This window comes from Nocardioides marmorisolisilvae (assembly GCF_031656915.1).
GTDB classification, from domain to species: domain Bacteria; phylum Actinomycetota; class Actinomycetes; order Propionibacteriales; family Nocardioidaceae; genus Marmoricola; species Marmoricola terrisoli.
Genome location: NZ_CP134227.1, coordinates 3146854 through 3173298, shown reverse-complemented (window position 1 = coordinate 3173298; position 26445 = coordinate 3146854). Strand labels below are relative to the sequence as shown.

The window sequence follows — 26445 nt, the reverse complement described above, 5'->3', positions numbered from 1 at the left end:
AATGAGGACTGTCTACCCAACGCCGTCAAAGTTGAGTCCATTCCCCTCAACTCTGCTCGAGGGCGCGGGTGGGCCGACAGCGCTCAGACCGCAGCGAGCTCGGCGGCGCCGTCGGGCTCGGCTGCCGGCGCGGCCGGCCGTCGGGTCGGGATCAGCGCGGTGAAGGCCAGCGCCACGACCGCGGCGGCGATCGAGATGAGCAGCGCCACGGTGAAGCCGTGATACGACGGGAGTGCGACCGGCCCGAGGTCGATCACCTCGTGGGCGAGCACCACGCTGACCACCGCGGAGGACAGCGAGGTGCCGACCGAGCGCATCAGCGAGTTCAGCCCGTTCGCCGCCGCCGTCTCGGTGATCGGGACCGCGCCCATGATCAGCGCGGGCATCGCGGCGTACGCGATGCCGACACCTGCCCCGATGATCGCGGTCGACAACGTGATCTCCCACCCCGAGCTGCGCAGGAACAGCGCAGAGACGTAGCCGAGCCCGACGACCACGGTGCCGGCGGCGAGGCTGGTGCGCGGACCCCGTGCAGCGGAGATCCGCGCGCCGACGGAGGAGAAGAGGTACATCAGCAGGCCGCTGGGGGCCATCAGCAGCCCGGCCTGGGTCATCGACAGACCCAGCCCGTAGCCGGCCACCTTCGGCGCCATCAGGATCTGGATCGGGATCAGCGACATGCCGTACATCGCGAAGCCGACCGCGACCGAGGCGATGTTGGTGAACAGCACCTGCGGGCGCGCCGAGATGCGCAGGTCCACCAGGGGCGCCGTGCGCCGGAGCTCCCACGCGCCCCAGAGCAGGAACACCAGCAGCGAGCCGGCCAGCAAGCCCAGGGTGAGCCCGTCGCCCCAGCCCCAGTCGCCGCCCTTGGTGATCGCCAGCAGCAGCGTGGTCAACGCGGCGGTCAGACCGAGTGCGCCGACGAAGTCGAAGCGGGCCGGCGTCCGGACCGGCGACTCCGGAACGAGGATCGCGACGGCGATGGCGCAGACCGCAGCAAGGCCGCCGGTCACCCAGAAGAGCGTGTGCCAGTCCGCCTGGTCGGCGATGAATGCAGCGAGTGGCAGTCCGATCGCCCCGCCGACGCCCATCGTAGCGCTCATCCGTGCGACGCCTGCGCCCACGCGGTCGGCTGGCAACTCGTCGCGCAGCACGCTGATGCCCAGCGCGATCGCGCCCATCGCGAGGCCCTGCAGGGCGCGGCCGGCGACCATCCCGACGAGGCCGGAGGAGAGCGCGCTGACGACCGAGCCGATCACCAGGAACGCCATGCTGACCAGCAGCATCAGCCGTTTGCCGAACATGTCCCCGAGGCGGCCGGCGATCGGCGTGGCGACCGCACCGCTCAGCAGGGTCGCGGTGATCGCCCACGACGCGTTCGAGGCGTTGTCGTGCACGATCTCGGGAAGTCTCGGCACCAGCGGGATGATCATGGTCTGGGAGAGCGCGACGACGATGCCGCACAGGCAAGCGACGCCGACGATCAACTCCGGCCGTGGGTGCGGCTCACGAGTGGTGGGAGCGCCGGTGGGTGCGCTGGTGTGCATGAGAGCTCCTGATCATCGGCCGACCATCGGCCCATGTGTATGGTACACATAATGTGTAGAATGCACACTACCGATCCCGAGAGGTCCGTCACGTTGGCAACCAGGTCGCAACGCTCCGGAAGGCAGGGACCCTCGGCGACCCCGGGCGCCGGGGGCCTCGAGGTCGAGCTGGCGCTGCTCGCGCGACACCAACTGCGCAGCCGGCAGCACGACGAGCAGATGCTCCTCGACCGCTCCGGCTACCACCTGCTCGGACGGCTCGAGCACGGACCGCTGACCCTCGCCCAGCTCGCCGAGGCGTTCAGCCTGGACGTCTCCACGGTCAATCGGCAGATGGCCGCCCTGCGCACCGCCGGGCTGGTCGAGCGCGTCGCCGACCCCGAGGGGGGCGCCGCGTTGCTGCTCCGACCGACCCGGGAAGGCCTGCGCCGGCTCCGGTCGGACCGCCGGGCAGCCCGGGCGGGCATCGAGAAGGTCCTCGCAGACTGGGACGATGCGGACGTCGCCGCGCTGACGGACCTGCTGCGCCGGTTCAACACCTCGATCGAGGCGCTCGAGGGACGTCCCTGGCCGCGCGCCTAGCGGCGTACCTTCACCAGCACCGTCTTCGAGCGGCTGCCGCGACTCCTGACGTCGCCGACGTAGGCCGCCCTCAGCCGGTGCTTGCCGACACGGAGGCGCTTGGTCGACCAGGTCGCGACCCCTCGATGCAACGACACCCGCCCGAGGCGACGGCTGCGGTCGAACAGCCTGACCGCGCCGGTCGACGACCTCGGCGACACGTGCACGGTGAGGCGCAGCCGGTGGTGCCTGCGGATCCGGTGGCTGGACACGGTGAGCGCCGTCCTGGTCGTTCGCCTGGTCACCGGGGCGGGTGGGGAGTACGGCGCCGGGCTCCACCGCGGCTGGGTGGCGTCATCGATGATCGGGCCGCCGCCGTAGCTGCCGCAGTCGCTGACGTCGGCAGGCACGTCGATGCGCCACACCTGCCAGCCGGAGACGCCCTTGAACGCGACCGCCAGCGCGCTCCCGTCCGGTGACCAGGACGGCGTCTGGATAGTGGCCTGACGGATCCCGGGGAAGCCGTCGCCACCGGTGTCCTGGCCCGGGAGCGTGCAGCGCGGCGCGGTGGGCGGTCCCGGCGGGTTGCCGGTCCGCACGTCCGGGGTGTCCAGCACATCGAGGAAGGTGGTGCGTGGCACCTCGCCGCTCGCCGGTCCGTCGATGTTCAGGTCGATGACCACACTCGCGACGGCCGTCCCGGACGGCGAGGCCTCGGGGAAGAGGTGCCAGTACTCCGAGCCGGGGTTGCCCGGGCACGTGTCCTGCGGGGTGTCGTCATCGATGTAGTCGCAGTCGGTGAACCACAGCGTCTTGTCCGCGGCTGTCGCCGGATGGACCGACATCGTGTTGACGGTGTCGCCGAGCAGCGTGCGCTTGTTGCCGAGCCAGGAGCCGGTGCGCACGTCGTCCGGGGATCCGTCGCCACCGACTGAGCGGCCCGTCGCCGTGTCGATGTAGCCCCACGAGTGGTCGGTGAAGGTGTGGCAGGGCACGAACCCGCAGTCGGTCTGGACGGCTCCGGACGCGTACCCGATGGTCGAACCGTCCGGCGAGATGCTGGCGTACTCGAGGAAGCCGAAGCCCACCGTCGGCGCCGCATAGCTGTGCAGCACATGGCCGGCCTGGTCCAGCACGACGAAGCCGGTGTCCCGGATCGCGAGCACGTGGCCGTGATCGTCCTCCGACGGATACTCGTACGGGTGCGCCGCGGTTCCGTTGGTGGTCAGCCGCTTGTGGACCCTTCCGTCCGGCGTCGCGATCCAGACGTTGTGCGCGTGCACGTAGACGATCGTCCCGCCGCCGCCCGTCGTACCCGCCGAAGCGGAGGTGCCGGGTAGCGCCATCACCGCCGCAGTCAGCAGCACGGTCGCACCGGAAGCTGTCAGAGACCTCCACATACGCATGAGACCACCCGTCGTCCGCACCGCGGCGCGTCTCGCCGCCCCGATGACGCTAGGACGTGCGCAGGCTTGTGGAGTCCGCCGGACGGATGATCTTTCAGCTCTCGTCCGGCACCTGGTGGGTGGGCAGGTCGGTGGTCTCCTCGCGGTCGACCAGGCACGTCTTGCAGAAGTTGAGGCCGAACGGGGTGAGGTGGATCGAGCGGCGCACCACCTTGGTGAACCGGGTCGAGTGCATCGCCTCGAGCACGTCGGGCTGAGCCTCGACGACCTGGTATTCCAGCGGATCCTCGAGCTGCTCGCGCGAGAACCAGACCAGGCCGAGGCGGAAGAGGTTGTTCAGGTACGACGGCACCTCGTCGAGGTAGCGCACTCCGGCCCGCGGTCCGATCATGTTCATCCCACCGGCGACCAGCGACGAGCTGACCATCCCCACCGGACCGCCGGTGCGGACGTCCACTGACGGCTGCGGTCCACCGCGGAGCAGGAGCAGCAGGATTCGGCCCTCGTCCGGGGCGAGCTCATCGATGATCCGCGCGTAGGCCGGGTGCGGCTCCTCGTCGCTCCACACGTCGCGGGAACGCTGCAGCAGCTCCTCGCCGCGCTCGCGCAGGCTCGGCTCGCGGCGCACGTGACGGACCTCCGCCTCGGGTAGTACGGCGGCGCTGAAGGTCAGCGTTCCGTCGAGCACGGCCCTGGGCAGCGGCACTCCGTCGGACACCGCCCGTGCGACATCGGAGACCGTGCGGGTGGCCACCGCGAGGTCACGGGCCACCTCCTGGACCAGCTCCCCGGCGGCGGCCGGGTTCGTCATCGCCTTGGCCAGCAGCTTGCCGGACCGCACCGAGGAGCCCAGCGTCCAGGCGGCCGACCGCGCCCACGCCGTACCCGCGATCCGGGCGATCCCCGGCAGTGCCTCGGCGGCGCCGTCCCACCGGGCGGGGAGCCGGTTGCCCGCGTCGTCGTCCACCCGACCAGTGTCCGGCACGGCCGACCGGTTCGTCAGGTCCGGGGTCTCCGCGGCGGTCATGCCAGCCACACGTTGAACAGCAGCAGGTGCACGACCCCTCCGGCGAAGCCCATGACCGCCCCGTGGGCGTAGAGCATCCACTCGTCCTCCTTGATCGCCGAGCGCATCATCTCCACGAAGTCCCGCGGCGGCAGCTCCTTGGTGCGTCTGGCCACGAGCGTGCGGATCTTGTCGGCCTGTCGTCTGCTGAACTCAGGGTCGCGGAACGGGGTGATCGTCCGGTCCACCGCCTCGGTGGCCACCGCGTCCCGGATGCTGTCGAATCGTCGCGCCCCGATCGCGATCCGGACCGCGCCGCGCACCGGCCCGGCTGCCTGGTCGATCGCTGGCCGCATCGCCGCGGCCAGCATCTGCCTGGTCCGGTCGCCACGCGGTCCGTCGAGCAGGAAGTCGCCGATCCGCTCGAGCGTGATCACGTCGTCGGCGATGATCTGGGCGTAGACCTCGGCCGCCTGGTCCTGCCGGCGCAGGAACAGCCCGTGCACCTTGATGCCGAGGATCCGCCGAGGTTCAGGCGGCTCGAAGATGAGCCACATGCCGAGCGCGTTGGTGGTCCACCCGACGAGCACGCCGAGCAGCGGGAGCAACCACCAGATCCCGAACCAGTGGTCGATGATCGCGACCGGGATGCCGAGCAGGAACCCGAAGATGAAGCCGAACGCGACCATCAGGTTCAGCTCACGTTGGCCGAAGTCGCGGAAGATCCGCACGACCAGGGCCGGGTTGGCGCGGAAGTGCTCGATCACCATGATCTTCGGATCCAGCAGCTGGTCGATGTGCACACCGATCTCGTCGGTGATCCCGCGCACCACCACCGGCATCTGAGCCTGTACCCGGGCGATCACGGCCTGGCGCGCGGGGCGCGGCAGGTCCCGCCAGAGCGCGGGGTGCTCACGCGTCATGATCTGCTCGATCATCTGCGGCATCTCGGGCTGAAAGACCGTGACGATGTGCTCGGCGATCTTGTCCGGCTCGAGCTGGGTGTAGAACTCGCGCGGCGTGCCCAGCTTGGCGATCGCCTTGTCCACGGCGATCGAGCCCATCTTGGCTGCGCGGGCCGGGACGATGCCCTGCCAACCGATGCCGCCCTGGAGGAAGCCGGGAACCTCCTGGACCTTGCGCGGCAGGACGCGGGAGAGCTGACGCAGGCCGGGGACGGTGATGCCGTGGAAGCGGACCGGCGAGAAGAGCATGATCAACCCGGTCCAGTTGATCAGCCAGCCGACGACCCCGGTGAAGACCGGAATCGTGAGGATGTGGATCCAGTCGTGCAGGTCGGCGTGCTGGAAGAACCAGTCCACCGTCAGTGGCGACGTGTGTGTCATCTTCCCGCCCATCGCCTCGCCGACCCGGAACGTGCTGAGGTTATCCGTTACTGCGGGTATCCGTCACTGCTTCTCAGCGCGTGGCCGAACGGCCCGGTGCCGGCTCAAGGTCCGGGTTCGAACCGGCTGACGATCCCGTCAGGCCGGAGCGCAGGCAGGTTGGGCCTCCTGCCGCGCAGTGCCGTCACTGCGTCCGCGAGGGCGGCCTCGAGGTCCCTGGTGCGGCTGCGCAGCTCAGCGTTGCGCGCCCGCAGCGCGGCGACCTGGTTCTCCAGGTCGAGGATCCGACGAACGCCCTCCAGGCCGATGCCGCTCGAGGTGAGCTCCACCACCTCGCGCAGCAGCTCGATGTCCTGCAGCGAGTAGCGCCGGCCACCACCGCCGGTCCGTCCTGGGGAGACCAGCCCGAGCCGGTCGTATTGACGCAGGGTCTGCGGGTGCAGACCGGTGAGCTCGGCGGCCACGCTGATCACGTAGACCGGGACGTTCGGCCCCGGTGGTCGCGGGGCGCCGCGCGAGCCGTCGCGTGCCATCACGACACCAGCCCTGCGCGTGGGTCGACGCCGTGGTTCGCGGCCCGGTAGGCCTCGACCGCGGCCCGGGCGTCGTCGCCCAGCGTGGCCGGGACCTGTACGTCGATGGTGACCAGCAGGTCGCCGCGAGTGCCGTCCCGGCGGGGTACGCCGCGGCCGCGGACCCGCATCACCCTGCCGTTGGGCGTGCCCGGCGGCACCCGCAGGGTCACCGGGCTGCCGCCCAGGGTGGGCACCTTGATCTCCGCACCAAGGGCGGCCTCGTCGAAGGACACCGGGACGTCGAGGGTGAGCGAGTCGCCCTTGCGACCGAACAGCTTGTGCGGCCTGACCCGGACGGTGACGAAGAGGTCCCCGTTCGGTCCGCCCTGGTCGCCGGCGGCGCCCTTGCCCTTCAGCCGGATCCGCTGGCCGTCCTTCACCCCGGCCGGGATGCGGGCCTGGATGGTGCGGTCCGAGGTGCCCCGGCCGGAGCCGTGGCAGGTCGGGCAGGCCTCGTCGTACACCAGCTGGCGGCCGTGGCAGACCGGGCAGGTCTCGTTCATCGAGAAGGCGCCGCCGACCGAGCTGACCACCATGCCGCTGCCCTCGCACTCGGGGCAGATGTGCGGGCGGGTGCCGGGCTTGCCGCCGGTGCCGCTGCAGGTCGGGCACGGCGCGTCGGAGGACAGCCGCAGCGCGATGGTGGTGCCGTCGATCGCGTCGGTGAACGACAAGGTGGTCTCGGTCTCGAGGTCGGCGCCCCTGCTCGGCCGTGGAGCCCGGGCCCGGCCGCCGAACCCGCCGCCACGGCCACCGAAGAGGTCCCCGAACAGGTCGCCGATGTCGAAGCCCTGCCCTCCGGGCCGCCCGGCGCCGGTCCCTGAGCCCGTCGAAGGGCCGCCGAAGCCACCCGGGAACCCGCCGGGGAAGCCGCCCGAGGCGAACATCGAGCGCATCTCGTCGTACTGCTTGCGCTTGGCGGCGTCACCGAGGACGTCGTAGGCCTCGGCCACCTCCTTGAAGCGCTCCTCCGCGGCGGTGTCCCCCGGGTGCCCGTCGGGGTGGTTCGCCCGCGCGAGCTTGCGGTAGGCCTTCTTGATCGTGGCTGCATCCGCGTCCTTCGCGACACCGAGGACCTTGTAGAAGTCCTTGTTCGCCCAGTCGGCGTTGTTCATCGAACCACCCCTCCTCTCCTCACTCGTCGTCTGACGACTCCGCCGGCTCGGCGGGCTCGGTCATCTCGGCGGGGTCCACCACCAGCACCTGGGCGGCGCGAACCACCCGGTCGCCGATCCGGTAGCCGGACTTGACGACCTGCTTGCAGGTCACCACGGACACGCCGGGGTCGGTGCCGATGTGCGACAGCGCCTCGTGCAGCAACGGGTCGAACGCGTCCCCGGGCTCGGCGTACCGAGTCAGGCCGAGGCCGGACACGATCCTCTCGAGCTGGTCGGCGACGCCCTTGAACCCGCCTTCGAGCTCACCGTGCTCGCGGGCCCGGTCGATGCTGTCGAGTACGTCGAGCATGGGGCTGAGCACTGCGAACACGGCGTTCTGACGCACGAGCTCGCGGTCACGGTCGACCCGCCGCTTGTAGTTGAGGAACTCGGCCTGGATCCGCTGGAGGTCGGCGGTGCGCTCGGCGAGCTCCTGCTCCAACGCGGGTGTCGCGCCGGCTCGGTCGCCGGGATCGGTCACGCCGGCCGGCTCGGACTCGGCCGCCGCCCGCTCGGCGTCGGCCTCGTCCGGCTGATCCGCGGCTCCCCCGGGAGGAGGCCCCGGCAGCGGGGCCTCCTCCTCGAGGGGTCCGTCCTGGGGTCCGGTGGTCACTTGCTCTCCTCGTCACCTGACTGGTCAGGCTCGTCCACGATCTCGGCGTCGACCACGTCGTCGTCCGCGTCGGTCGTGCCGGTGCTGGCGCCCTCGCCGGCTGCGGCCGCCTCGGCCTGGCTTGCCTCGTACATCGCCGCGCCCATCTTCTGGCTGGACTCACCGAGCTTGGTGATCCCGGCGGTCAGCGCGTCGGCGTCGGCCTCGGCGTCCTCGAGAAGCTTCTTGAGCGCGTCGACGTCGGCCTGGACCTCGGTCTTCACGTCCTCGGGGACCTTCTCGGCGTTCTCGGAGAGGAACTTCTCCGTCGAGTAGACCAGGCTGTCGGCCTGGTTGCGGGTCTCGACGGCCTGACGACGCTTGGCGTCCTCCTCGGCGTACTGCTCGGCGTCGCGGACCATCCGATCGATGTCGTCCTTGGACAGCGCGCTGCCGCCGGAGATCGTCATCGACTGCTCCTTGCCGGTGCCCTGGTCCTTGGCGGAGACGTGCACGATGCCGTTGGCGTCGATGTCGAAGGTGACCTCGATCTTCGGGATGCCCCGGGGAGCCGGCGGCAGCCCGGTCAGCTCGAAGTTGCCGAGCGGCTGGTTCTGCGCCCACATCTGGCGCTCGCCCTGGGCGACCTTGATCTCCACCGACGGCTGGTTGTCGTCGGCGGTGGTGAAGATCTCCGACCGCTTGGTGGGGATCGTGGTGTTGCGCTCGATCAGCGTGGTCATCACGCCGCCCTTGGTCTCGATGCCGAGGCTCAGCGGGGTGACGTCGAGGAGCAGCACGTCCTTGACCTCGCCCTTCAGCACGCCCGCCTGCAGCGCGGCGCCGATCGCCACCACCTCGTCGGGGTTGACTCCCTTGTTGGGCTCCTTGCCGCCGGTGAGCTGACGGACCAGGTCGGCGACCGCCGGCATCCGGGTGGACCCGCCCACGAGCACGACGTGGTCGATCTTGCCCACGTCGAGGCCCGCGTCCTTGATGACCTGCTGGAACGGCGCCTTGCAGCGGTCGAGCAGGTCCTGGGTCAGCTTCTGGAACTCGGCGCGCGAGAGCTTCTCCTCGAAGTGCAGTGGGCCGGACTCACCGTGGGTGATGTAGGGCAGGTGCACCGTCGTCTCGCTGGAGCTGGACAGCTCGATCTTCGCCTTCTCCGCGGCCTCTTGGAGGCGCTGCAGCGCGATCTTGTCCTGTCCGAGGTCGACGCCGTTGCTGTCCTTGAACTTCTTGACCATCCACTCGACGATCCGGGCGTCCCAGTCGTCGCCGCCGAGCAGGTTGTCGCCGCTGGTCGCCTTCACCTCGACGACGCCCTCGCCGATCTCCAGCAGGGAGACGTCGAAGGTGCCACCGCCCAGGTCGAAGACCAGGATGGTCTGATCGGACTCGCCCTTGTCCAGCCCGTAGGCCAGCGCGGCCGCGGTCGGCTCGTTGACGATGCGGCTCACGGTCAGCCCGGCGATCTCACCGGCCTCCTTGGTGGCCTGGCGCTGGGCGTCGGAGAAGTACGCCGGCACCGTGATCACTGCATCGGTGACGGTCTCGCCGAGGTAGGCCTCGGCGTCGCGCTTGAGCTTCTGCAGCACGAACGCGCTGATCTGCTGGGCGTTGAAGTCCTTGCCGTCGATCTCGGTCTTCCAGTCGGTGCCCATGTGGCGCTTGACCGACCGGATCGTCCGGTCGATGTTGGTGACGGCCTGCCGCTTGGCGACCTCACCGACGAGGACCTCTCCGGACTTCGAGAAGGCGACGACGGACGGTGTCGTCCGGGCCCCCTCCGCGTTGGCGATGACGGTGGGTTCCCCACCCTCAAGGACGGCGACGACGGAGTTGGTCGTGCCGAGGTCGATACCGACCGCTCGTGCCATGGTGTTTCCTACCTTCGCTCTTGGTGCACAGGTTTCTCGGGTCCCTCTCCGGGCACTGTGCTCACGCTGCCCGGAGTGTGTCAAACAAGTTGAGTCATTACAACTCAAGTCTCATCATGGGTGCCAACGCAGCCTGCTCGGGGATTGTTCCCGTACGGCCGCGGGACGTCGGAATACCTCGGGCCCGCCGCTTGTCATGCGGTTCATGACTGTTCCCAACGTGACCCTCAACGACGGCAACACCATCCCCCAGCTCGGCTTCGGCGTCTTCCAGGTGCCGCCCGCAGAGACCGCCGACGTGGTCTCGCGAGCACTGGAGGTCGGCTACCGCCACATCGACACGGCTCAGATGTACCGCAACGAGGCCGGCGTCGGCGAGGCCATCGCCGCCTCGGGGCTCGCGCGAGACGACGTCTTCGTCACCAGCAAGCTCAACAACGGCTTCCACCGCCCCGACGACGCCCGACGCGCCTTCGACGAGACGCTGACCCGGCTCGGCACCGACCACGTGGACCTGTTCTTGATCCACTGGCCGCTGCCCACGCAGTACGGCGGCGACTTCGTCTCGACCTGGGAGACCCTCGTCGAGTTCCAGCGCGACGGCCGGGCACGCTCCATCGGGGTATCCAACTTCCAACCCGCCCACCTGGAGCGGCTCGCGGCGCAGACCGAGGGCGTTCCCGCGGTGAACCAGGTCGAGGTGCACCCCTTCTTCGGCAACGCGGCCGTGCGCGAGGCGAACCGGGCGGCAGGCATCGTGACCGAGGCCTGGGCACCGATCGCCCAGGGCAAGGTCGGCGATGACCCGGTCATCGTCGGCATCGCCGAGCGGCTCGGGCAGACACCGGCCCAGGTCGCCTTGCGCTGGGCGCTCCAACGCGGCGACGTCGTCTTCCCCAAGACCACCCACACCGAGCGGATGCGGGAGAACTTCGACGTCTTCGGCTTCGAGCTCAGCGACGAGGATATGGCCGCGATCGATGGCCTCGACCGCGGCGAGGACGGCCGGCAGGGGCCCCACCCGGACACCATGGACTGGCTCGGCTGAGCATCGCCGGAGGCCCGCTGGCCGGGGCTCGCGCGGCGTCGAGGGGGCGGTTAGGCCGGCCCGATTGTGGGCAGGATCGGGCTGGGTCCGAGACCGGGCGGCGATGTAGCGTTGGCCTGTCCTTGACTCGTGGACATCGACGCAACGCCCTGAAGGGGGAATCTCGTGGCAAACGTGAACGTCACCTACCAGCAGATGCGGGACCAGGCGACCAAGCTCAACAACGCGAAGACCGACATCGAGCAGCAGCTGCAGGCCCTCCACGGCCAGATCCGCCAGCTCATCGAGACGGACTTCAAGACCGACAAGGCCTCGGGTGCGTTCGGTGCGTCGTACGACGAGTTCACGAAGGGCACCCAGAAGACCATCGAGGGCCTGCACGGCATGGCGCAGTACCTCAGCAAGGCCGCCGAGACCTTCCAGCACGCTGACGAGGAGCTCGCCAAGGCGATGCACAGCTGAGCCCACGCGCCCGTCGAAGGCCGCCGTTCCCCGCCCGGGGAGGGGCGGCCTTCCTGCATGGTCGAGGGTGCCCGCGGCGGCTCAGGGAAGCACGGTGGCGACCCGCACCAGCTGCCCGTCGCCCAGGTGCAGCAGCCCGCGGCCCGGCTGGACCGGCTGGCCCACCGCGCTGCGCGGGAGCCGCAGCCCGACCAGGTCGCCGTCGCCGCTCTCCTGCGGCGACAGCAGCAGTCCGCGTCGGGCCTTGCGCGCCTCGACGTGCCAGCCGCTGAAGCCGAGCTGGAGGGCGTCCGCCGCACCGCCGAAGAGCAGCGCGACCTGCCCCTCGGCGTTGCCGCGGACGATCTCGGCGAAGTAGTCCTCCGCGCGCGCGTCCTTGAGCTCCTCGGCGTCGTCGAGCACCAGCAGCACCGGCCCCGGGACGCTGGCCACCAGCTCGCGGTAGGTGGCCTCGGGCTCGTCGTCGGTGAACACCTGCAGCACGCCGGCCGTGCCGGCGAGGTCGCGGAGCGGGCTGGGTCGCGGGGCGGCGACGACCACCTGCACACCGAAGCTCACGGCGGCGTGCACGGCGGCGAGCAGGGTCGTGCTGCGCCCGGAGCGGTGCGGTCCGGCGACCAGGAAGCTCGGGCTCGTGGCGAGGTCCGGGCCCATCGCGGTGAGCTCGTCACCGCCCACCGCGAGCGGCAGCAGGGTCGGCGCGGCGTCGGCTGGACGCAGCGCGAGCGCCTCCTCCAGGGTGATCCGGCTGGGGAGCACGTCGAGCCGGAACGGCCGCTGGGCCGGGTCGGCCACCTCCGCCAGCTCGCCTCGAGCATGAGCCGCCTCGCCGAGCCTGACCAACGCGGCCGCCTGTGCCTGGCCGGACTCGTCCTCGTCCAGCAGCAGCACCTGGCCCTCGATCCCGGCCGGGGTGAACCCGCGCCCGGGCGGCATCCGGTCGGGGAGCGAGCGCGGCGACAGGCCGATGAGCGAGAAGTCGCCCTTGTCGGCGAGCCGCATCGCGAACTTGTGCTCGGTCATCGACGCGATCTGGTTGCCGGCGAGGGTCCGGTCGCCACTGATGACCAGGTGGACGCCGAGGCTGGCGCCCTCGCGCAGGATCCGGGTGACCATGTCGGCCATCGCGCCGTTGTCGATGTCGGCCAGCGAGGTGGTGAAGCCCTCCCACCGGTCGATCATCACCACGAGGTGCGGCAGCGAGGACTCCGGCGACCGACGCTGCTCCTCGATGTCGGCGAAGCCGTGTTGCGCCAGCAGCATCTGCCGCCGATCCATCTCGGCGCCGATCCGCCCGAGGAGCCGGCCAGCCCGCTCCGGCTCGGTGCGACCCACCACGGCCCCGCAGTGCGGCAGGCTGGTGAACGGGTTCAGCGCGCCGTTGCCGCAGTCGATGCCGTAGAGGTGCACGTCGCGAGGTGAGGTGAGCCGGGCGATCGCACCGGCGAGGGTGCGCAGCAGCTGGGAGCGTCCGCTGCGAGCCGAGCCGATCACCAGCAGGTGGCCGTCACGGACGAGGTCGAAGGTCGCCGGCTGCTGCTCCTGCAGTTGGGGGAGGTCGCTGCGACCGAAGGGCAGCGGCGGGACGGCGAGCGTGGCGGCCGGCAGGTCGTCGTACACCTCCGCCATGGTGAGCTTCTCGGGCAGGGCCGGCAGCCACGGCTGACGCTGCGCGGGTACGCCGTCCTCGACGGCCGCGGCGCGCACCGCCTCGACCAGCGAGGCGAGATCGGTGTCCTTGACGTCGTCGCGGGCGACCGCGGCCGGGGGCTGCGGCTGCTGGTAGCCCAGCGCCTTCCACGGCACCGCCGCGACGAACGGCGGGGGCACCTCGTCGAGGACCGCGCCCGGACGCCGGCCGCCGACACGTCCGGACTGGAAGGAGAGCAGGTTGCCGGCGCCCAGACGGGCGAACCCACGACCCGGTGAGCTCTTGGCGATGCTGGCCGCGTCGGGGCTCTCCAGGATGTCGACGCTGTCCGCGGCGTCGGTGACGCGCAGTGAGACCCGGAGGTTGGTGTTCGCGCGGATCTCCGGGCTCACCACCCCGGATGGCCGCTGGGTGGCCAGCAGCAGGTGGATGCCGAGCGAGCGGCCGCGCTGGGCGATGCCGACCAGGCCGGAGACGAAGTCCGGCAGCTCCTTGAACAGCGCGGCGAACTCGTCGATCACCAGCAACAGTCGCGGCAGCGACGGACGGTGCGGCTCCTTGGACTGCAGCAGCTGGTAGTCCTCGATGTCCTTGACCTGCGCCTCGGCGAAGAAGTGTTCGCGGTAGCGCAACTCGGCGGACAGCGACTCCAGCGCGCGCTCGACCAGGTGCGGGTCGAGGTCGTTGACCTTGCCGACCGTGTGGGGGAGGTTGACGCAGTCCTTGAACGCGCTGTCGCCCTTGTAGTCGACGAGCACGAAGTTGAGCTCGTCGGGACGGTTCACCAGGGCCAGCGAGGCGATCATCGTCTGGAGCAGCTCGGTCTTCCCCGAGCCGGTCGTTCCCGCGATCAGTCCGTGCGGACCGTCGCGGCGCAGGTCCAAGGTGAAGGGTCCGTCGAGGCCGACCCCGATCGTCATCGCGGTGCTCCGCGGCTCCAGCGCCCACCGGGCGCGGATCGCCCCGGCCTGCGGCGGATCGAAGCCGACGACCTCGAGCAGTCGGGCGCTGTCGGGAAGCATGGTCTCGCCCTGGTCGGCCCCGACATCCACCAGGGGCGCCAGGGACCGGGCGACCCGCTCGCACCAGGGGGCCGCCACCCCTTCGAGCAGGACGTCGACCACGTCGGACTCGCCGGTGCGCCGGAGGGTTCCGAAGTCGGGGCGGGTCGGGTCCGCGACGATGGTGGAGGTGCACCGCTCCGGGAGCAGCCGCTCGTCCTCATCGGCACAGATCGCGTAGATCCCGACGCTCGGCCCCTCGTCGAGGAGCTGTGCCAGCCCGAGCGTGGTGCGCACCTGACGGTAGCCGTGCACCACCAGCACGTGCGCGGGGAAGCTGTCCGCCTTGACCCCGTGGCCCCCCTGCATCGCCTGCTTGCGGGCAGTGAGCAGGCCGATCAGGGCGGAGACCTGGGCCGAGACCGAGTCCGGGTCGTTGCCGACGTACGCCGTGCTGCCCTCGACCGTGCCCGGCCGCAGGTGCGGCAGCCAGCGCACCCAGCGCCAGTGGTCCTCGGCGCGGCTGGTCAGCACCGTGACGGCCAGGTCGCGCGTCGGGTGGAAGGCGCACAGCTGGACAGTCAACCAGCGCAGCGTGGATACCACCGTGTCGTGCGGCGCGGCGACGCCGATGACGCCGGCCCTCTTGAGGTCGACGGCGACCGGGACGCAGTGCAGACGGTGCTCGGACTGGTCGACCTGGGTGTCGAAGGTGCCGCCGACGAGCTGCACGGTCGAGGGCAGGTCGGCGGTGCCGACCCGCAGGGTGAGCGCGTCCACGTCGTAGGGGCGGCGTTCCCAGAGCCTGCGTCCGGGCAGCACGCAGGTCAGGAAGGTGTCGGCAGCGTCCGGAAGCTCTGAGCGCAACCGGTTCTGCTCGGTGTGCACGGCTGCGGCCAGCTGCTGCTGGCTGGCCTCGAGGTCACGGTGGTACTTCTCCACCCGGGCGCGATGGTCCTTGGCCCCGCCGCGCATGTCGGAGACGAGATTGCCGATCATCATCGCGGGGCTCATCAGCGCGAAGAGCAGGTACGTCGGCGAGCTCATCAGCCACGCCATCAGGACCCCCATCGCCAGTGGGATCAGCATCGCGACCATCGGGATCCGACGGCGCGGCTTGTCCCCTGGTGCCGCCGGCACCTTCACCTCGAGGGTGGTGCGTGGCGGCAGCATCCGCGGCTGACGGAGGAAGTGCGCGTGCCCGGGCTCGGCCGCCTCGATCACCGCGTCGGTGGCTCGGGCGGGTCGCAGCGTCACGACCGAGTGCCCGATGCCGATCATCTGGCCCAGCTCGACGGGGTGCGGCCGCTGCGCCTCCAGCAGGGCGCCGTCGAGGCGGGTGCCGTTGCTCGAGCCCAGGTCGGTGATCGTGGCGCCGTTCGTGCTCACCGTGATCCGGCAGTGTCGGCGTGACATCGCGTGGTCGAGGAAGGACACCACACCGCTGCGGCCGACGTCGTGGTCGCCGACGGGGAGGGCGAACACCGCCCCCGCATCGGGCCCGGAGACGACGTGCAGCTGCCAGCCTCTGGTCTCGACTCCCGGTGGCGGTTCGACCTTGTGGCCCAGCCCGACCCGGTGCCCGTCGAGCAGTCCGAGCTCGGCCACCCGGGCGGACGGAGTGGCCGGGTCCTCACCCACCACGAGCTCGGCACCCGAGGCACCGACCGCACCCGACAGGGCGTCGGCGAGGTCGGCCGCGGTGGTCTGGTCGTCGCAGTCGACCAGGACGTCGGCGGACTGCTCAGCGGTCTCGACAGTGAGCGAGATGCGCACGGGCGGACACCCCCTAGCTGCCGGCGTCGGTGATCTGGAAGGGCGTGCTGGTCAGCCCGGTGAGGTTACCGACGTTGACCACGATCGTGCAGCGGTCGGTCTGGTGCAGCACCGAGATGCTGCGGTCGCGGTTGACCGACACAGCCGTGTGGCAGCGGTCGAAGAGGCTGAGGTTGCGCAGGCCGCCTGCCGCCTGGTCGAGCAGTTGCGAGGACCGCCCGATCGCGCTGTTGAACATCGGGTGGATCCGGTCGACGCCGGTCGGCCAGACCGGGTAGAGCACCACCCGCAGCTGGCGGGCGTGCACCGACACCGCAGCGGGCGCGACCACCTCGATGTCCTGGAGGCGCTGGCTGGCGAACCAGGTGTCGTTCTTGCCGGTGTCACTCAGTGCGGAGGACGTGAGGGACCCGGTCCGGTCCAGCCAGCTGGCCAGCTGCTGCTGTGGGTCGGAGCCGGTCAGATCCATGGCGATCTTCGCGGTGACCGTGCGGGTGCCGTTGGCCGGGACGGTCGGCACCGTCAGCACAGAGCCGCACGGCGCGGTGATCCCGGTGATCTGCGGGTTGTTCGGCTGGCTGTCTGCTCCCGACCAGACCGGCAGTGGGCACTCGGTGCTTCCCGCGGGCATCGGCAGCACCTGGAGGAACGGGCCCTTGAGCGGGACCCGGTCGGCGGTGAGGTTGACGGTCAGCTCGACCTCGTGGTGCTCCGGGTCGTAGCTGGCCTCCCGGCTGACCTGCAGGCCGGTGCCGCGGACCTTGTCGTCCTGCTGATGCGCCGACACGGCGGTCGTCATCGCGGCGTGCTTGTCGTCGGCGCTGCCGTGGCCACGAAGCAGCAGGAAGCCGCCGACGACGCAGAGCACGACGACGACGATCGTGCCGGGCAGCAGCCAGCGGCGAACCCGTGACCGCTCTGGCCGATCGGCGTGCTTCTGGACCGCCGGCTCGAGCACGGGTGGGTGATAGGTGGCAGGCACGGCGCCCACGTTGGTGACGCCTGCCTCCAGGTCGGGACCGGCTCCCGGGACCAGCGCGCGGACCTCGCCGCCGGCCTGCGCGGCCTGCGTCTCCGGCGCGAAGGTGACGTCGAGGTTCGTGCCACCGACGTCGAAGCTCGCCGGCGCACTCGCCGGCCGGATCGTGCCGTGCGCGAGGTCGGACGAACGGGTGCGCACCCAGCTGGTCGGGATGGGCTGCACGGGCAGCGCGTCGACCCCGGCCAGGTCGTCGGCGAGCGCGACGAGGGTCTCGGCAGCGGTTCCGGCCTTGAGGCGACGCCGCGGATCCTTCGCGAGCAGGCTGGCCAGCAGCTGCTGCAGCGACTCCGGCAGGTCGAGCCGGGGCGGCTCCATCGTGACCGCGCGGTTGCCGATCGTGTACGCCGTGCCGCTGCCGGCGTACGGCGTGCGGCCGGCGAGCAGCTCGTAGAGCACCACGCCGGCGGCGTACACGTCGGACGCGGCGCTCGACGTTCCGTGCTCGAAGAGCTCGGGCGGCATGTACTCCGGTGTGCCGAGCAGGCCGGTCGCCTGGACGGTGGAGTCCTGGGCGAGCCGGGCGATGCCGAAGTCGGAGATCCGGATCGCGTCCGGGCGCAGTTGCGTCCAGTCGTGGGTGAGCAACACGTTGTCGGGCTTGACGTCACGGTGCAGCGCACCCTGGGAGTGCGCCGCTGCGAGGCCCTCGAGCACCCGGGCCACCACCCGCGCGGCGAGTGCGGGCGGCAGGGTGCCGGCCTCGCGGAGGGCGGCGCGCAGGTCCGACCCGTCGACCAGGTCCATGATGATCGCCAGCCGGTCGCGCTCGACGACCAGATCGCGCACCCGGACGATCGCGGGATGGTCGAGTCCCATCAGGATGGAGCGCTCCTGGACGAAACGGGAGACGATCTCCGGGTTGTGGCTGAACTCGCTGCGCAGCACCTTGGCCGCCACGTCGGTGCCCGCGCCGATGTCCTCGGCGCGCCAGACCTCGCCCATCGCGCCGGTGCCGATCCGGGACACGAGCCGGTAGTTGCTCCCGAGCGCGCGGCTGGTCACGTCCATGGCTCAGCTCTGCGGACCGGGCACTGCGAACCAGAACAACTGCGTCGGGTCGCCGAGACCTGGGGGCCGGACGCCGGGGTCCTGCATGGTGGCGTGCATGGGGAGCACGTCGGAGTCGGCGACGGCGCTCTGGCGGGTGAAGTCGAGGTCTGGTCCGGCCAGCCCGGCGCTGCCGGTGACCCTGAGCTTGCCGAGAGTGGCGAGCACCTTGCCGGGGGCGGCGCTGCCGGCCTGGGTGGCGGCGGCGACGAGGGCCACCACGGCGTCGTGGCTCGCGATGTCGGCGGAGCCGGCCTGGGCGCTGAACGGCCCCTGCCCGAACAGGTCCTTGGTGTTCGCGTCGCTCGAGGCGAGCCCGAGCGCCGAGAAGAACGACGCCGCGCGGTCGCCGGAGGCACCGGCGCCGACCGCGGTCACGTCGCCGGCGTCCAGCCCGGCCGTGGTGAACTGGCCCGCCAGGCTGCCACCCAGCTTGACCAGGGTGTCGGCGAAGGTGGGGCTGACCGCGTCTCGGCCGAGCAGGATCGGGATGTCGCGCTTGGCGCTCTGCACCGCCTTCACCACCCCGGCCTGGAGGTCGGCGGGGACGGCGAGCACCACGATGTCGACGCCCTCGGACGTGCGGGCGGCTCGGATCTTGCGGAACACCGCGGCCGGCTGGGCGTGCGAGGAGACCTTGAGAACTGTCGCGTTCGGCAGGCCGTCGACGCGCTGGCCGGCAGAGGTCACCAACAGGGGGTGCTGCCAACCGTTGTCGGCGATCATCGTGGCCATCGTGGCGCCGAGCTGGGTCGAGGTGGGCCCGGTCAGCCACTCGTTGCGCTGCAGGCCCGCCGGGTTGCTCTGATAGGGCAGCAGCACGGCGGTGCCGGACTCGGCCGCCTGGTCGAGGGACCCCACCAGGTGCTGACCGGAGGTGGCCGCGACGATGCCGCTGACACCCTCACCGACCAGCGTCTGCACCGCCTTGCGCGCACCGGAACGGGTGCCCTTGTCGTCGACGACGTCGAGCGTCACCCGGTGACCGCCGAGGTGGTACTGGTACGTCGCCACCTCGGTGCCGGCTGCGCTGCTGAGCCACTCGGCGCCCTGACCGGGCGCGGACTTCAGCGTGACGATCAGGCCGATCTGCACGTCGTCGGGTATCTGGTGGCTGCCGAGCGTGACGTCGGTCGGCTGGACCGGATCGCCGCTGCTCGATCCGCAGCCGCTGAGCAGCACCAGTGCTGCGGCCAGGGCGGCCGCACCGAGGACTCGGTTCACTGGACGCCTCTCATGTGGAAGGAGAACACGGTGACGTGCTGGCTGCCCGCGGGCAGCGTGGTCGCGAACGCCGGGAGCTTCGCCTGCAGCGCGAGGGCTCGCTGGAGCTGGGCCTGCTGCAGGAAGATGCCACCCAGGTCCGCGCCACGCACGTTGCCGAACTGACTGGCCTGCGCGCCGGCCTGGCCGAGCCGAGCTGCCGACGTACGCGTCTGGGCGGCCTGGGCCTGCATGATGCCGAGCAGGCCGCTGCCCGCGCGGGTGCGGCTGCCGAGGTCGGCGAGCACGTTGCGCAGGTCGCCTCTGAGCAGCTTCTCCGAGGAGGCCAGGTCGCGGTTGGAGGCGTTCACACTCGAGTCGATCTGCTTGAGCGCACCCGTGACCGAGCTCTGCAGCGTCTTGGCGAACGCGACGGACTCCTTCTTCAGCCGGGCGTTCTGGCGGTCGACCGAGGCCTTGCCCTCCGCACGGATGGTGCCCGCAGCGGTGTCCAGCCCCCCGCTGGCCGCAGCGAACAGCCGGCTGATCTGGTCGTCGCTGTAGACGCGCTGGTCGTTGACCACTGCCAGCTGCTTGTGCACGTCTGACTGGTAGGTCTGGACGTTCTTCTCGAAGCCGCTGAAGTCGGTGCTCAGCTTGGTGTTCACGCCGTTGGTCTGGCACTGGATCTGCTTCACCGAGGCGATCGCCTTGGCCAGGTCGTCGGTCAACCTGCTCGGGTCGGTGCTGCAGTCGATCGATACCGGGTCGTAGAGACCGTTGATCGTGTCGAGGATGCCCTTGAGGCTGCCTCCGACGTTCGAGCCCGAGCTGTCGAGGTCGCCGATCAACGTGTCGAGCCGGTCATGGACGTCCTGCAGCTTCGTGGACAGGTCGCTGACCGCGGTCTCTGCGGTGTCGACCTTGGTGGCGATGCCGCTCCATGCGGCGGCCTGGGCGGTGAACTGGTCGGCCAGCGACTTCCCGCCGAAGTCGTTCGGACCACCCGGCGCGGGATCCGCCGCGTTGCAGGCGTGACCGTTGGTCAGCTGCAGCAGCGGCTTGATGTCCTTGTCATAGTCGACGAGCGGGTCACCGTTGGCGTCCTGCTCCGCGGCCAGGGCACAGACCTGCTGCTGGAGGGCGGTGACCTCGTCCTGGGAGGTCGCCTTGCCGGTGGTGCCGGCCGTGCCGATCGCGGAGGCGTTGGCCTGGGCGGTCGTCTTGATGGCGTCGAGCGCCGTCATCAGGTCGCCGTGCTGGCCCAGGGTGCTCGCCTGCAGCGGGCTGCCACTGATCAGGCCCTGCAGGGCTGTCAGCTGGTTGTCGAGCTGCATCTCGACGAAGAACAGGTTGGACTTGCCGTTCGTCTGGTTCTTCTTGTCCAGCGCCGCCTTCGCGTCGGTCTGCAGCGTGGTGACCGCGGTCCCGAGGTCGGTGAGCACGCTGACGGCGTCAGCGACCGGCAGACCGGTCAGCGTCGTCTGCGCGGTGGTGAGGTTGGTGCCCAACCCCGAGACCAGTCCGTCGAGCTTGCTGGCCGCGCCGTTGATCGCGCAGATGGCACTGGTGCTCCCGGTCGGGCACACCGCGTTGCCGCGGGCGTCGACGGTGCCGACGGTCTTGAGCAGCGCGGCCTGGATCGCGCCGCTGCAGCCACCGGTGGCGCCCGAGAGGCCCTTGAGCAGGCTGATCATCCGGTTCAGCTGGCCGTAGACGGTGTGGTCGCCCTTGGTGGCCTGCACCCGCGCGGCGCAGCCGGGCCCCGAGAGGCGGGCGGTCGCAGGTTGGGCCGAGGTGTTCCCGAGCAGCTTGCCGACCTTGTCGACGCTGGCCTGCAGTTGGCTGACCGCGGTCTGTTGGGTGCCCTTGAGCGCGTCTCCGAGGCTGGTCTGGAGCGCCTTGAGCTGGCCGGCCAGCGCCTTGGTGGACGATGCCACGGTCTGGGTGCCCGACGTCAGGTCGCCGATGGTGCGGCTGCCGAGCGTGCCGGCGGAGTAGTGCAGCTGGCGCTGCACCTCGCCGAGTTGGTGGCCCGCCGCGGCGAGCACCTGGGTGACCTGACCGACGAGGTTGATGGTCTGGGTCTCGAGCTTCAGCTGGCTGGAGCCGTCCTCGCTGAACGCGGCCTGCATCAGCGACCGGATCGAGGTGTCGGCGGACAGACCCGGCTGGACGCTGATGTCGAGGTCGGGCATCTGGAACTTGGTGGCGTTCTCGACCAGCGTGAAGGTCGTGCTGGGCGCGAGCTGCGGCGGGGCCAGCAGGGCGGCCCATTGCACCTGGGCGTTGCCGGAGCGGTCCTGGCTGAGCACCCCATTGGTGACCTGACCACCGTCGTCGGAGTGGGTGACGATCTTGCCGACGTTGTCCTTGCCGAGGTTCGCCGAGGCGACGACCGTCATCGGCACTCCGACGAGGGCGTAGGCGTGCTGGCTCGCGCCGTTGACGTCGTAGGTCAGACGCTCGGGGCGCATGGTGGTGTTCTGCACCGTGACATCGATGCGCACCGGGCCCTTGTAGTCCTTGAGGTCGGCCAGGTTCGTGCCCGTCCGGTCGCCGGCGTGGTAGGAGGTGAGCACCCGGACAGGCAGCTGTGACGCGGTCTTCGACGGGTCGTAGGTCGCGTCCTTCGTGGTCGGCTCGCTGCCGTCCACCTTGGCGACGTCGACCCCGGTGATGCCGTAGAGCGTGCCGTCCGTGCCCAGGTCGACGTTGACCGACTGCAGCACGCGCTGCGGTGGTGAGTCGGCTGCTGCCTGGGTGACCACGACACCCGCGGCGACCATGGCGCCGGCGAGGCCGGCCCCGATGAGTGCCTTGCGTGTCGTCGTCCGAGCGGTGCCGCGGCGGCGTCCGTTGTTCATCATTCCTCGCAAACCGGTCCGACCACGGCAGCGGTCGTCCCCCGAAATCGGTCTGTCCTGCCCATGAGGGCGCACCGAGATTACCTGAGAACGGCCGCACCCGCACGGCGGGAGGTGCCTCGACCGATCCCTCGGCGCCTCCCGCGGATCCGCCAACGAGTCCGTCAGCGGATGGTCACGGTCACCACGTTCGATGCCTTGTCGACCGTCGGGTCGAAGACACGGAACCGGTTCGGCCCGGTGCGGGTGGTCATCACGTAGGTCTGGAAGGTGCCCATGCTGACCTGCGCCTGGGTCGGGAAGTCCGACCAGGTGCCGTCCTCGAGCCGCTGGACCTGCAGGGAGATGTTGTCGTGCCCGGCGTAGGTGCCGGTGATGTTCAGTCTCTCGTCCGGGTGGGCCGACAGCGGCGTCATCGAGAGGTGCAGACCCTTGGCCCTCAGGTCCGCCCGACCGGACGCGTTGGCACCGGAACGGCCGTGGTGGTGCTGCTTGCCGCGGGCGCTCTTGTCGTGCGGGGCCGCCAGGGCGGTCGTCGGCAGCGGCGTCACCGGCACCGGTTGCGCGAGTTCGCTGCCGCCGTCGCCGTCAGCGTTGAGCCCGAGGACTCGAACGACCAGCCAGGTGCCGATCGCGACCACCAGCGCGAAGCACACCAGAAGGCCCAGGCCCTTGAGGAGTACCGAGCTGATCTCGTCCGACCTGTCGTCGTTCACGCATACGAGAGTAGCCAGAGGAACGGAACCGGCAGCCTTGCGTCCGAGCCGCGGGCGGCGAAGGCTGGGGGTGACCCGTCCCACCCAGCACTGGAGGCCAGATGCCACTCGAGTCCGTGAACGAGACGCTCTACACGATCGCCGCGACCGCCCAAGGCGGCCGCAGCGGCCACGTCAGCTCCGAGGACGGTGTGGTCGACCTCGACCTCGGCAAGCCGGGAAGCCGGTCGAATCCGGTCGCCAACCCCGAGACGCTCTTCGCCGCCGGGTACGCCGCCTGCTTCAACGGCGCGCTCAACCTGGTCGCCGGTCAGGAGGGCCTGGACACCAGCGAGTCCACGGTCACCGCCGACGTCACCTTCGGCAAGACCGACAGCGGCTTCGGGCTGGCCGTGTCGCTGGTGGCGAGGATCCCGGGGGTCGACGCCGAGCAGGCCCAGCGGCTCACCGAGAAGGCACACGAGGTGTGCCCCTACTCCAAGGCCACCCGCGGCAACATCGACGTCACCCTGAGGGGCGAGCCGGCCTGACCCCCACCGATCCTGCAGTCTCAGCGGGGATCGAGCACCACGACCGGGATCTCGCGCGGGCACCATGACTGGTACTGGGCGTAGTCGGGGTAGTGCTCGACCAGCCGCGGCCACAGCGCTGCGCGTTCGTCGGCGTCCGCCGTACGCGCCCGCATCGACCGGCGCCCCTGCCTGGTGAGGACCTCGACGTCGGGGTTCGCGCTGATGTTGAGGTACCACGCCGGATCGGTCGGCCGGCCGCCCTGGCTGGCGACGAGCACGAGCCGGTCCTCGTCGGCCAGGTAGATCAGCGGCGTCTCGCGCTGCTGGCCGGTCCTGCGGCCGGTGTGCCGCAGCACGCAGATCGGCACGTGCTTGCCCTGGAAGGGGAAGCTGCCCAGCAGCCTGCCGTTGCTGGCCTTGAAGACCGCGACGTTGGCCCTCGACAGGTACTTCAGCAGGACCTTCGTCGCCTTGCTGTCCAGGCCCTTGGGCTTGCTCTTCATCGGCTGGTCCTCAGGTCCTTGTCCACACGAGGTCATCGACCATCTTCACCGACCGCCAACCGGCCGGCGTACGCACCAGCTCATGATGGTAGTAGCCGCCGACCTCCCACAGCCTCTCCACGCCGTCCGGCCCCCGGGAGACCATCGGATTGGTGAAGTACGCCGTCGCCGAGGCCTCGTCACCGCGCAGCTCGATCGCGACCTGGCCGATCAGGTGCTGCCACCGATCGAACCCCTCGAGGTTGCGGATGAACGCCTTGGCCTCGTCACGGGTCGTCATCGGCCCGCCGCTGGGCCGGTAGTCGAGGACCGCGTCGGGGGTGAACACCCCGTCGATGCCGTCCCAGTCCGCGGTGTCGACCGCCCGGGTGTAACGGGTGATCAGGTCGGTGATCTCCTGCCGGTCCGACAGCTCGCCCAGGTTCATGCACCCCAGACTAGAACGCGTTCCAGTTCTGGGCTAGCGTCTGGCCATGCGGTTCACCTATGCGGAGGCCATGACCGACGCTGCGTACTACGCACCCCTGGCCCAGGCCGCCGAGGCGGCGGGCTACACCTCGATGACGATCGCGGACTCGCTGATCTATCCGCGTGAGTCCGACACCTCCTACCCCTACACCGAGACCGGCGACCGGGAGTTCCTCGAGGACAAGCCGTTCATCGAGGCCCTCACCCTGGTCACCCACCTCGCTGCGGTGACGGAGACCCTGCGGTTCACCCCGTTCGTGCTCAAGCTGCCGGTGCGGCCGCCGGTGCTGGTCGCCAAGCAGGTCGGCTCGATCGCGTGGCTCTCGGGCAACCGGCTCGGGCTCGGGGTCGGGCTCTCACCGTGGCCCGAGGACTTCACCGCGCTCGGTGTGCCGTGGGCCCGGCGGGGCAAGCGGATGGACGAGTGCATCGACATCGTGCGCGGGCTGACCACCGGGGAGTACTTCTCCTACCAGGGCGAGTTCTACGACATCCCGGCGATGAAGCAGACTCCGGCACCGACCGAACCAGTCCCGATCCTGGTCGGCGGGCACTCCGATGCCGCGCTGCGGCGCGCCGTACGCCGGGGCGACGGCTGGATGCACGGCGGCGGACCCGACGACCTCGACGTGCTTCTGGACCGGCTCGCCACGATCCGTCGCGAGGAGGGCGTCGAGTCGCGACCGTTCGAGATCCACGTGATCTCGATGGACGCCTACTCCCCCGACGGGGTCAAACGGCTCGAGGACAAGGGGGTCACGGACTGCATCGTCGGCTTCCGAGTCCCCTACATCAAGGGTCCGGACACCGAGCCGCTGGCGGACAAGGTCCGGCACCTGGAGTCCTTCGCGGAGAACGTCATCGCACGGACCGGGGGCTGAGCATGGCGGAGTCCGACGCGACCGCAGCGTTCCGCGACGCGATCGCCGAGGCCGAGGCGCTGATCCGCAACCCTCCGTTCCCGATCAGCGAGCAGGACCTGGCCGAGGGACTGGACTACCTGGCCGGGTCGATCCGCTCGTCGCTGCAGATGGCGTTCGACTACGACCTCGAGTACCCGGTGCTGATCAACCCGACCCATCAGTACTCCCGGCAGGGGCTGGACAACCCGGACGCGGTCTACTTCAACGCCTACCTCGCGCCGGGAGCGTCGTACGTCGTCTCCGGGACCCGCGGAACCACCGTGGACCTCTCCTTCCAGGTGATGTCCGGCACCTACTCCGCCGAGGGCTTCCCGGCCACGGTCGCCGCCTTCGATGACCGGGAGCTCGCCCGCCACGGTGGACGGATCGCCGCGGACGGGACCTTCGAGTGGCGGTTCGGCCCCGAGCTGGAGCTGGGCAGGGGCAGCACGCTGATCATCCGCGAGGTGTACGACGACTGGAACGCCGAGCAGCGCGGCCAGATCCGGATCCAGCGGCTCGACACCGCGGGCATCCCCCGCGGGCCACGGGAGACCGCTCGCGTCGAGAAGCGCTACGGCGTGGCCGCGAAGATGCTCGTGGGCCGGATCAAGACCTGGTTCGCCTTTCCCGATTGGTTCACCTACAAGGAGCCCGTCAACACGCTCACCGTGCCCGCGTCGACACCCGGCGGACTGGCCTCGCAGTTCAGCTCGATCGGCCACTACGACCTGACGGACGACCAGGCGATGGTCGTCACCGTGCCGGTGTGCGAGGCCACGCCGTACCAGGCCATCCAGGTCGGGTCCCGCTGGTACGTCTCCACCGACTACGAACACCACCAGACCTCCCTGACCCGCGCCCAGTCCCACATCGACGCGGACGGCCTGCTGCGCTATGTGATCAGCGAACGGGATCCCGGGATCGCGAACTGGCTAGAGCTCACCGGCCACCCCCAGGGCGTGATGATGCTGCGCTGGCAGCGACTGGCGCGCGACCTGAGCGCGTCGGACGGGCCGCAGGTGGAGGTCGTCGCGTTCGACGAGCTGGCTGTCCGGGTTCCCGAGCTCGCGGCCCAGCGCGTCACGCCGACGGAGTACGCCGCCCGCATCGAGGCCCGTCAGGTCGGGATCGCGCGCCGGATGATCAGCTGAGCCGCTGACGACCCTTC

21 protein-coding genes are annotated in these 26445 nt (G+C 70.5%); 6 read left to right on the top strand and 15 right to left on the bottom strand.

What is annotated here, in order from left to right; genetic code table 11:
• Positions 1-83: 83 nt before the first annotated feature.
• The gene (locus tag Q9R13_RS15145; RefSeq protein WP_310962005.1) at positions 84-1550 is read right to left on the bottom strand and encodes an MFS transporter; all 1467 of its coding nucleotides are present in this window, start codon (positions 1548-1550) and stop codon (positions 84-86) included.
• A 60-nt stretch (positions 1551-1610) separates the two neighbouring features.
• On the opposite strand from Q9R13_RS15145, the gene Q9R13_RS15140 reads away from it, so the two are divergent.
• Positions 1611-2132 (top strand): MarR family winged helix-turn-helix transcriptional regulator, encoded by a 522-nt coding sequence (locus Q9R13_RS15140; protein WP_310962004.1) that lies wholly within the window; start codon positions 1611-1613, stop codon positions 2130-2132.
• On the opposite strand, the gene Q9R13_RS15135 is transcribed toward Q9R13_RS15140, so the two are convergent.
• The 7 genes from Q9R13_RS15135 to dnaK form a co-directional block, all read right to left on the bottom strand.
• Entirely contained in the window at positions 2129-3478 is a 1350-nt protein-coding gene (locus Q9R13_RS15135) for an Ig-like domain repeat protein (RefSeq protein WP_310962003.1), read from the bottom strand. The genes Q9R13_RS15140 and Q9R13_RS15135 overlap by 4 nt on opposite strands.
• Positions 3479-3611: 133 nt before the next feature.
• Positions 3612-4544 (bottom strand): Abi-alpha family protein, encoded by a 933-nt coding sequence (locus Q9R13_RS15130; protein WP_310962002.1) that lies wholly within the window; start codon positions 4542-4544, stop codon positions 3612-3614.
• Positions 4541-5869, bottom strand: coding sequence for a hypothetical protein (locus Q9R13_RS15125; RefSeq protein WP_310962001.1), 1329 nt, complete (start codon positions 5867-5869; stop codon positions 4541-4543). The genes Q9R13_RS15130 and Q9R13_RS15125 overlap by 4 nt, the downstream gene beginning before the upstream one ends.
• A gap of 104 nt (positions 5870-5973) precedes the next feature.
• Positions 5974-6402: a heat shock protein transcriptional repressor HspR gene (locus Q9R13_RS15120; protein ID WP_310965101.1), complete on the bottom strand. Its 429-nt coding sequence runs from the start codon at positions 6400-6402 to the stop codon at positions 5974-5976.
• Positions 6402-7559, bottom strand: a complete 1158-nt coding sequence (gene dnaJ / locus Q9R13_RS15115) for a molecular chaperone DnaJ (protein WP_310962000.1) — start codon at positions 7557-7559, stop codon at positions 6402-6404. Before dnaJ ends, Q9R13_RS15120 begins: the two co-directional genes overlap by 1 nt.
• Positions 7560-7578: 19 nt before the next feature.
• Complete coding sequence (gene grpE / locus Q9R13_RS15110) at positions 7579-8214, bottom strand: nucleotide exchange factor GrpE (RefSeq protein WP_310961999.1); 636 nt, start codon at positions 8212-8214, stop codon at positions 7579-7581.
• Positions 8211-10076: a molecular chaperone DnaK gene (dnaK, locus tag Q9R13_RS15105; protein ID WP_310961998.1), complete on the bottom strand. Its 1866-nt coding sequence runs from the start codon at positions 10074-10076 to the stop codon at positions 8211-8213. Before dnaK ends, grpE begins: the two co-directional genes overlap by 4 nt.
• A 205-nt stretch (positions 10077-10281) precedes the next feature.
• Between dnaK and Q9R13_RS15100 the strand changes: the two genes are divergently transcribed.
• On the top strand, positions 10282-11124 hold the full coding sequence (locus Q9R13_RS15100; RefSeq protein WP_310961997.1) for an aldo/keto reductase: 843 nt from the start codon (positions 10282-10284) through the stop codon (positions 11122-11124).
• Between the two features lie 165 nt (positions 11125-11289).
• Complete coding sequence (locus Q9R13_RS15095) at positions 11290-11586, top strand: WXG100 family type VII secretion target (protein ID WP_310961996.1); 297 nt, start codon at positions 11290-11292, stop codon at positions 11584-11586.
• A gap of 81 nt (positions 11587-11667) precedes the next feature.
• On the opposite strand, the gene Q9R13_RS15090 is transcribed toward Q9R13_RS15095, so the two are convergent.
• The 5 genes from Q9R13_RS15090 to Q9R13_RS15070 form a co-directional block, all read right to left on the bottom strand.
• The gene (locus Q9R13_RS15090; protein WP_310961995.1) at positions 11668-16014 is read right to left on the bottom strand and encodes an FtsK/SpoIIIE domain-containing protein; all 4347 of its coding nucleotides are present in this window, start codon (positions 16012-16014) and stop codon (positions 11668-11670) included.
• 13 nt (positions 16015-16027) lie between these two features.
• A complete protein-coding gene (locus tag Q9R13_RS15085) occupies positions 16028-18064 on the bottom strand; it encodes a serine/threonine-protein kinase (protein WP_310961994.1) in 2037 nt (678 codons plus the stop codon).
• 3 nt (positions 18065-18067) lie between these two features.
• Positions 18068-19327 (bottom strand): type 1 periplasmic-binding domain-containing protein, encoded by a 1260-nt coding sequence (locus Q9R13_RS15080; protein ID WP_310961993.1) that lies wholly within the window; start codon positions 19325-19327, stop codon positions 18068-18070.
• On the bottom strand, positions 19324-22173 hold the full coding sequence (locus Q9R13_RS15075; RefSeq protein WP_310961992.1) for a hypothetical protein: 2850 nt from the start codon (positions 22171-22173) through the stop codon (positions 19324-19326). Before Q9R13_RS15075 ends, Q9R13_RS15080 begins: the two co-directional genes overlap by 4 nt.
• 164 nt (positions 22174-22337) lie before the next feature.
• Positions 22338-22889, bottom strand: a complete 552-nt coding sequence (locus tag Q9R13_RS15070) for a hypothetical protein (protein WP_310961991.1) — start codon at positions 22887-22889, stop codon at positions 22338-22340.
• A 101-nt stretch (positions 22890-22990) separates the two neighbouring features.
• On the opposite strand from Q9R13_RS15070, the gene Q9R13_RS15065 reads away from it, so the two are divergent.
• Complete coding sequence (locus tag Q9R13_RS15065; RefSeq protein WP_310961990.1) at positions 22991-23419, top strand: organic hydroperoxide resistance protein; 429 nt, start codon at positions 22991-22993, stop codon at positions 23417-23419.
• A 20-nt stretch (positions 23420-23439) separates the two neighbouring features.
• On the opposite strand, the gene Q9R13_RS15060 is transcribed toward Q9R13_RS15065, so the two are convergent.
• Both Q9R13_RS15060 and Q9R13_RS15055 read right to left on the bottom strand, forming a co-directional pair.
• Positions 23440-23904 (bottom strand): nitroreductase family deazaflavin-dependent oxidoreductase, encoded by a 465-nt coding sequence (locus Q9R13_RS15060; RefSeq protein ID WP_310961989.1) that lies wholly within the window; start codon positions 23902-23904, stop codon positions 23440-23442.
• Positions 23905-23914: 10 nt separating this feature from the next.
• A complete protein-coding gene (locus tag Q9R13_RS15055) occupies positions 23915-24331 on the bottom strand; it encodes a nuclear transport factor 2 family protein (protein WP_310961988.1) in 417 nt (138 codons plus the stop codon).
• Positions 24332-24377: 46 nt separating this feature from the next.
• On the opposite strand from Q9R13_RS15055, the gene Q9R13_RS15050 reads away from it, so the two are divergent.
• The gene (locus Q9R13_RS15050) at positions 24378-25253 is read left to right on the top strand and encodes a TIGR03619 family F420-dependent LLM class oxidoreductase (RefSeq protein ID WP_310961987.1); all 876 of its coding nucleotides are present in this window, start codon (positions 24378-24380) and stop codon (positions 25251-25253) included.
• A 2-nt stretch (positions 25254-25255) separates the two neighbouring features.
• Complete coding sequence (locus Q9R13_RS15045; protein ID WP_310961986.1) at positions 25256-26428, top strand: hypothetical protein; 1173 nt, start codon at positions 25256-25258, stop codon at positions 26426-26428.
• The last annotated feature ends 17 nt before the right edge of the window (positions 26429-26445 follow it).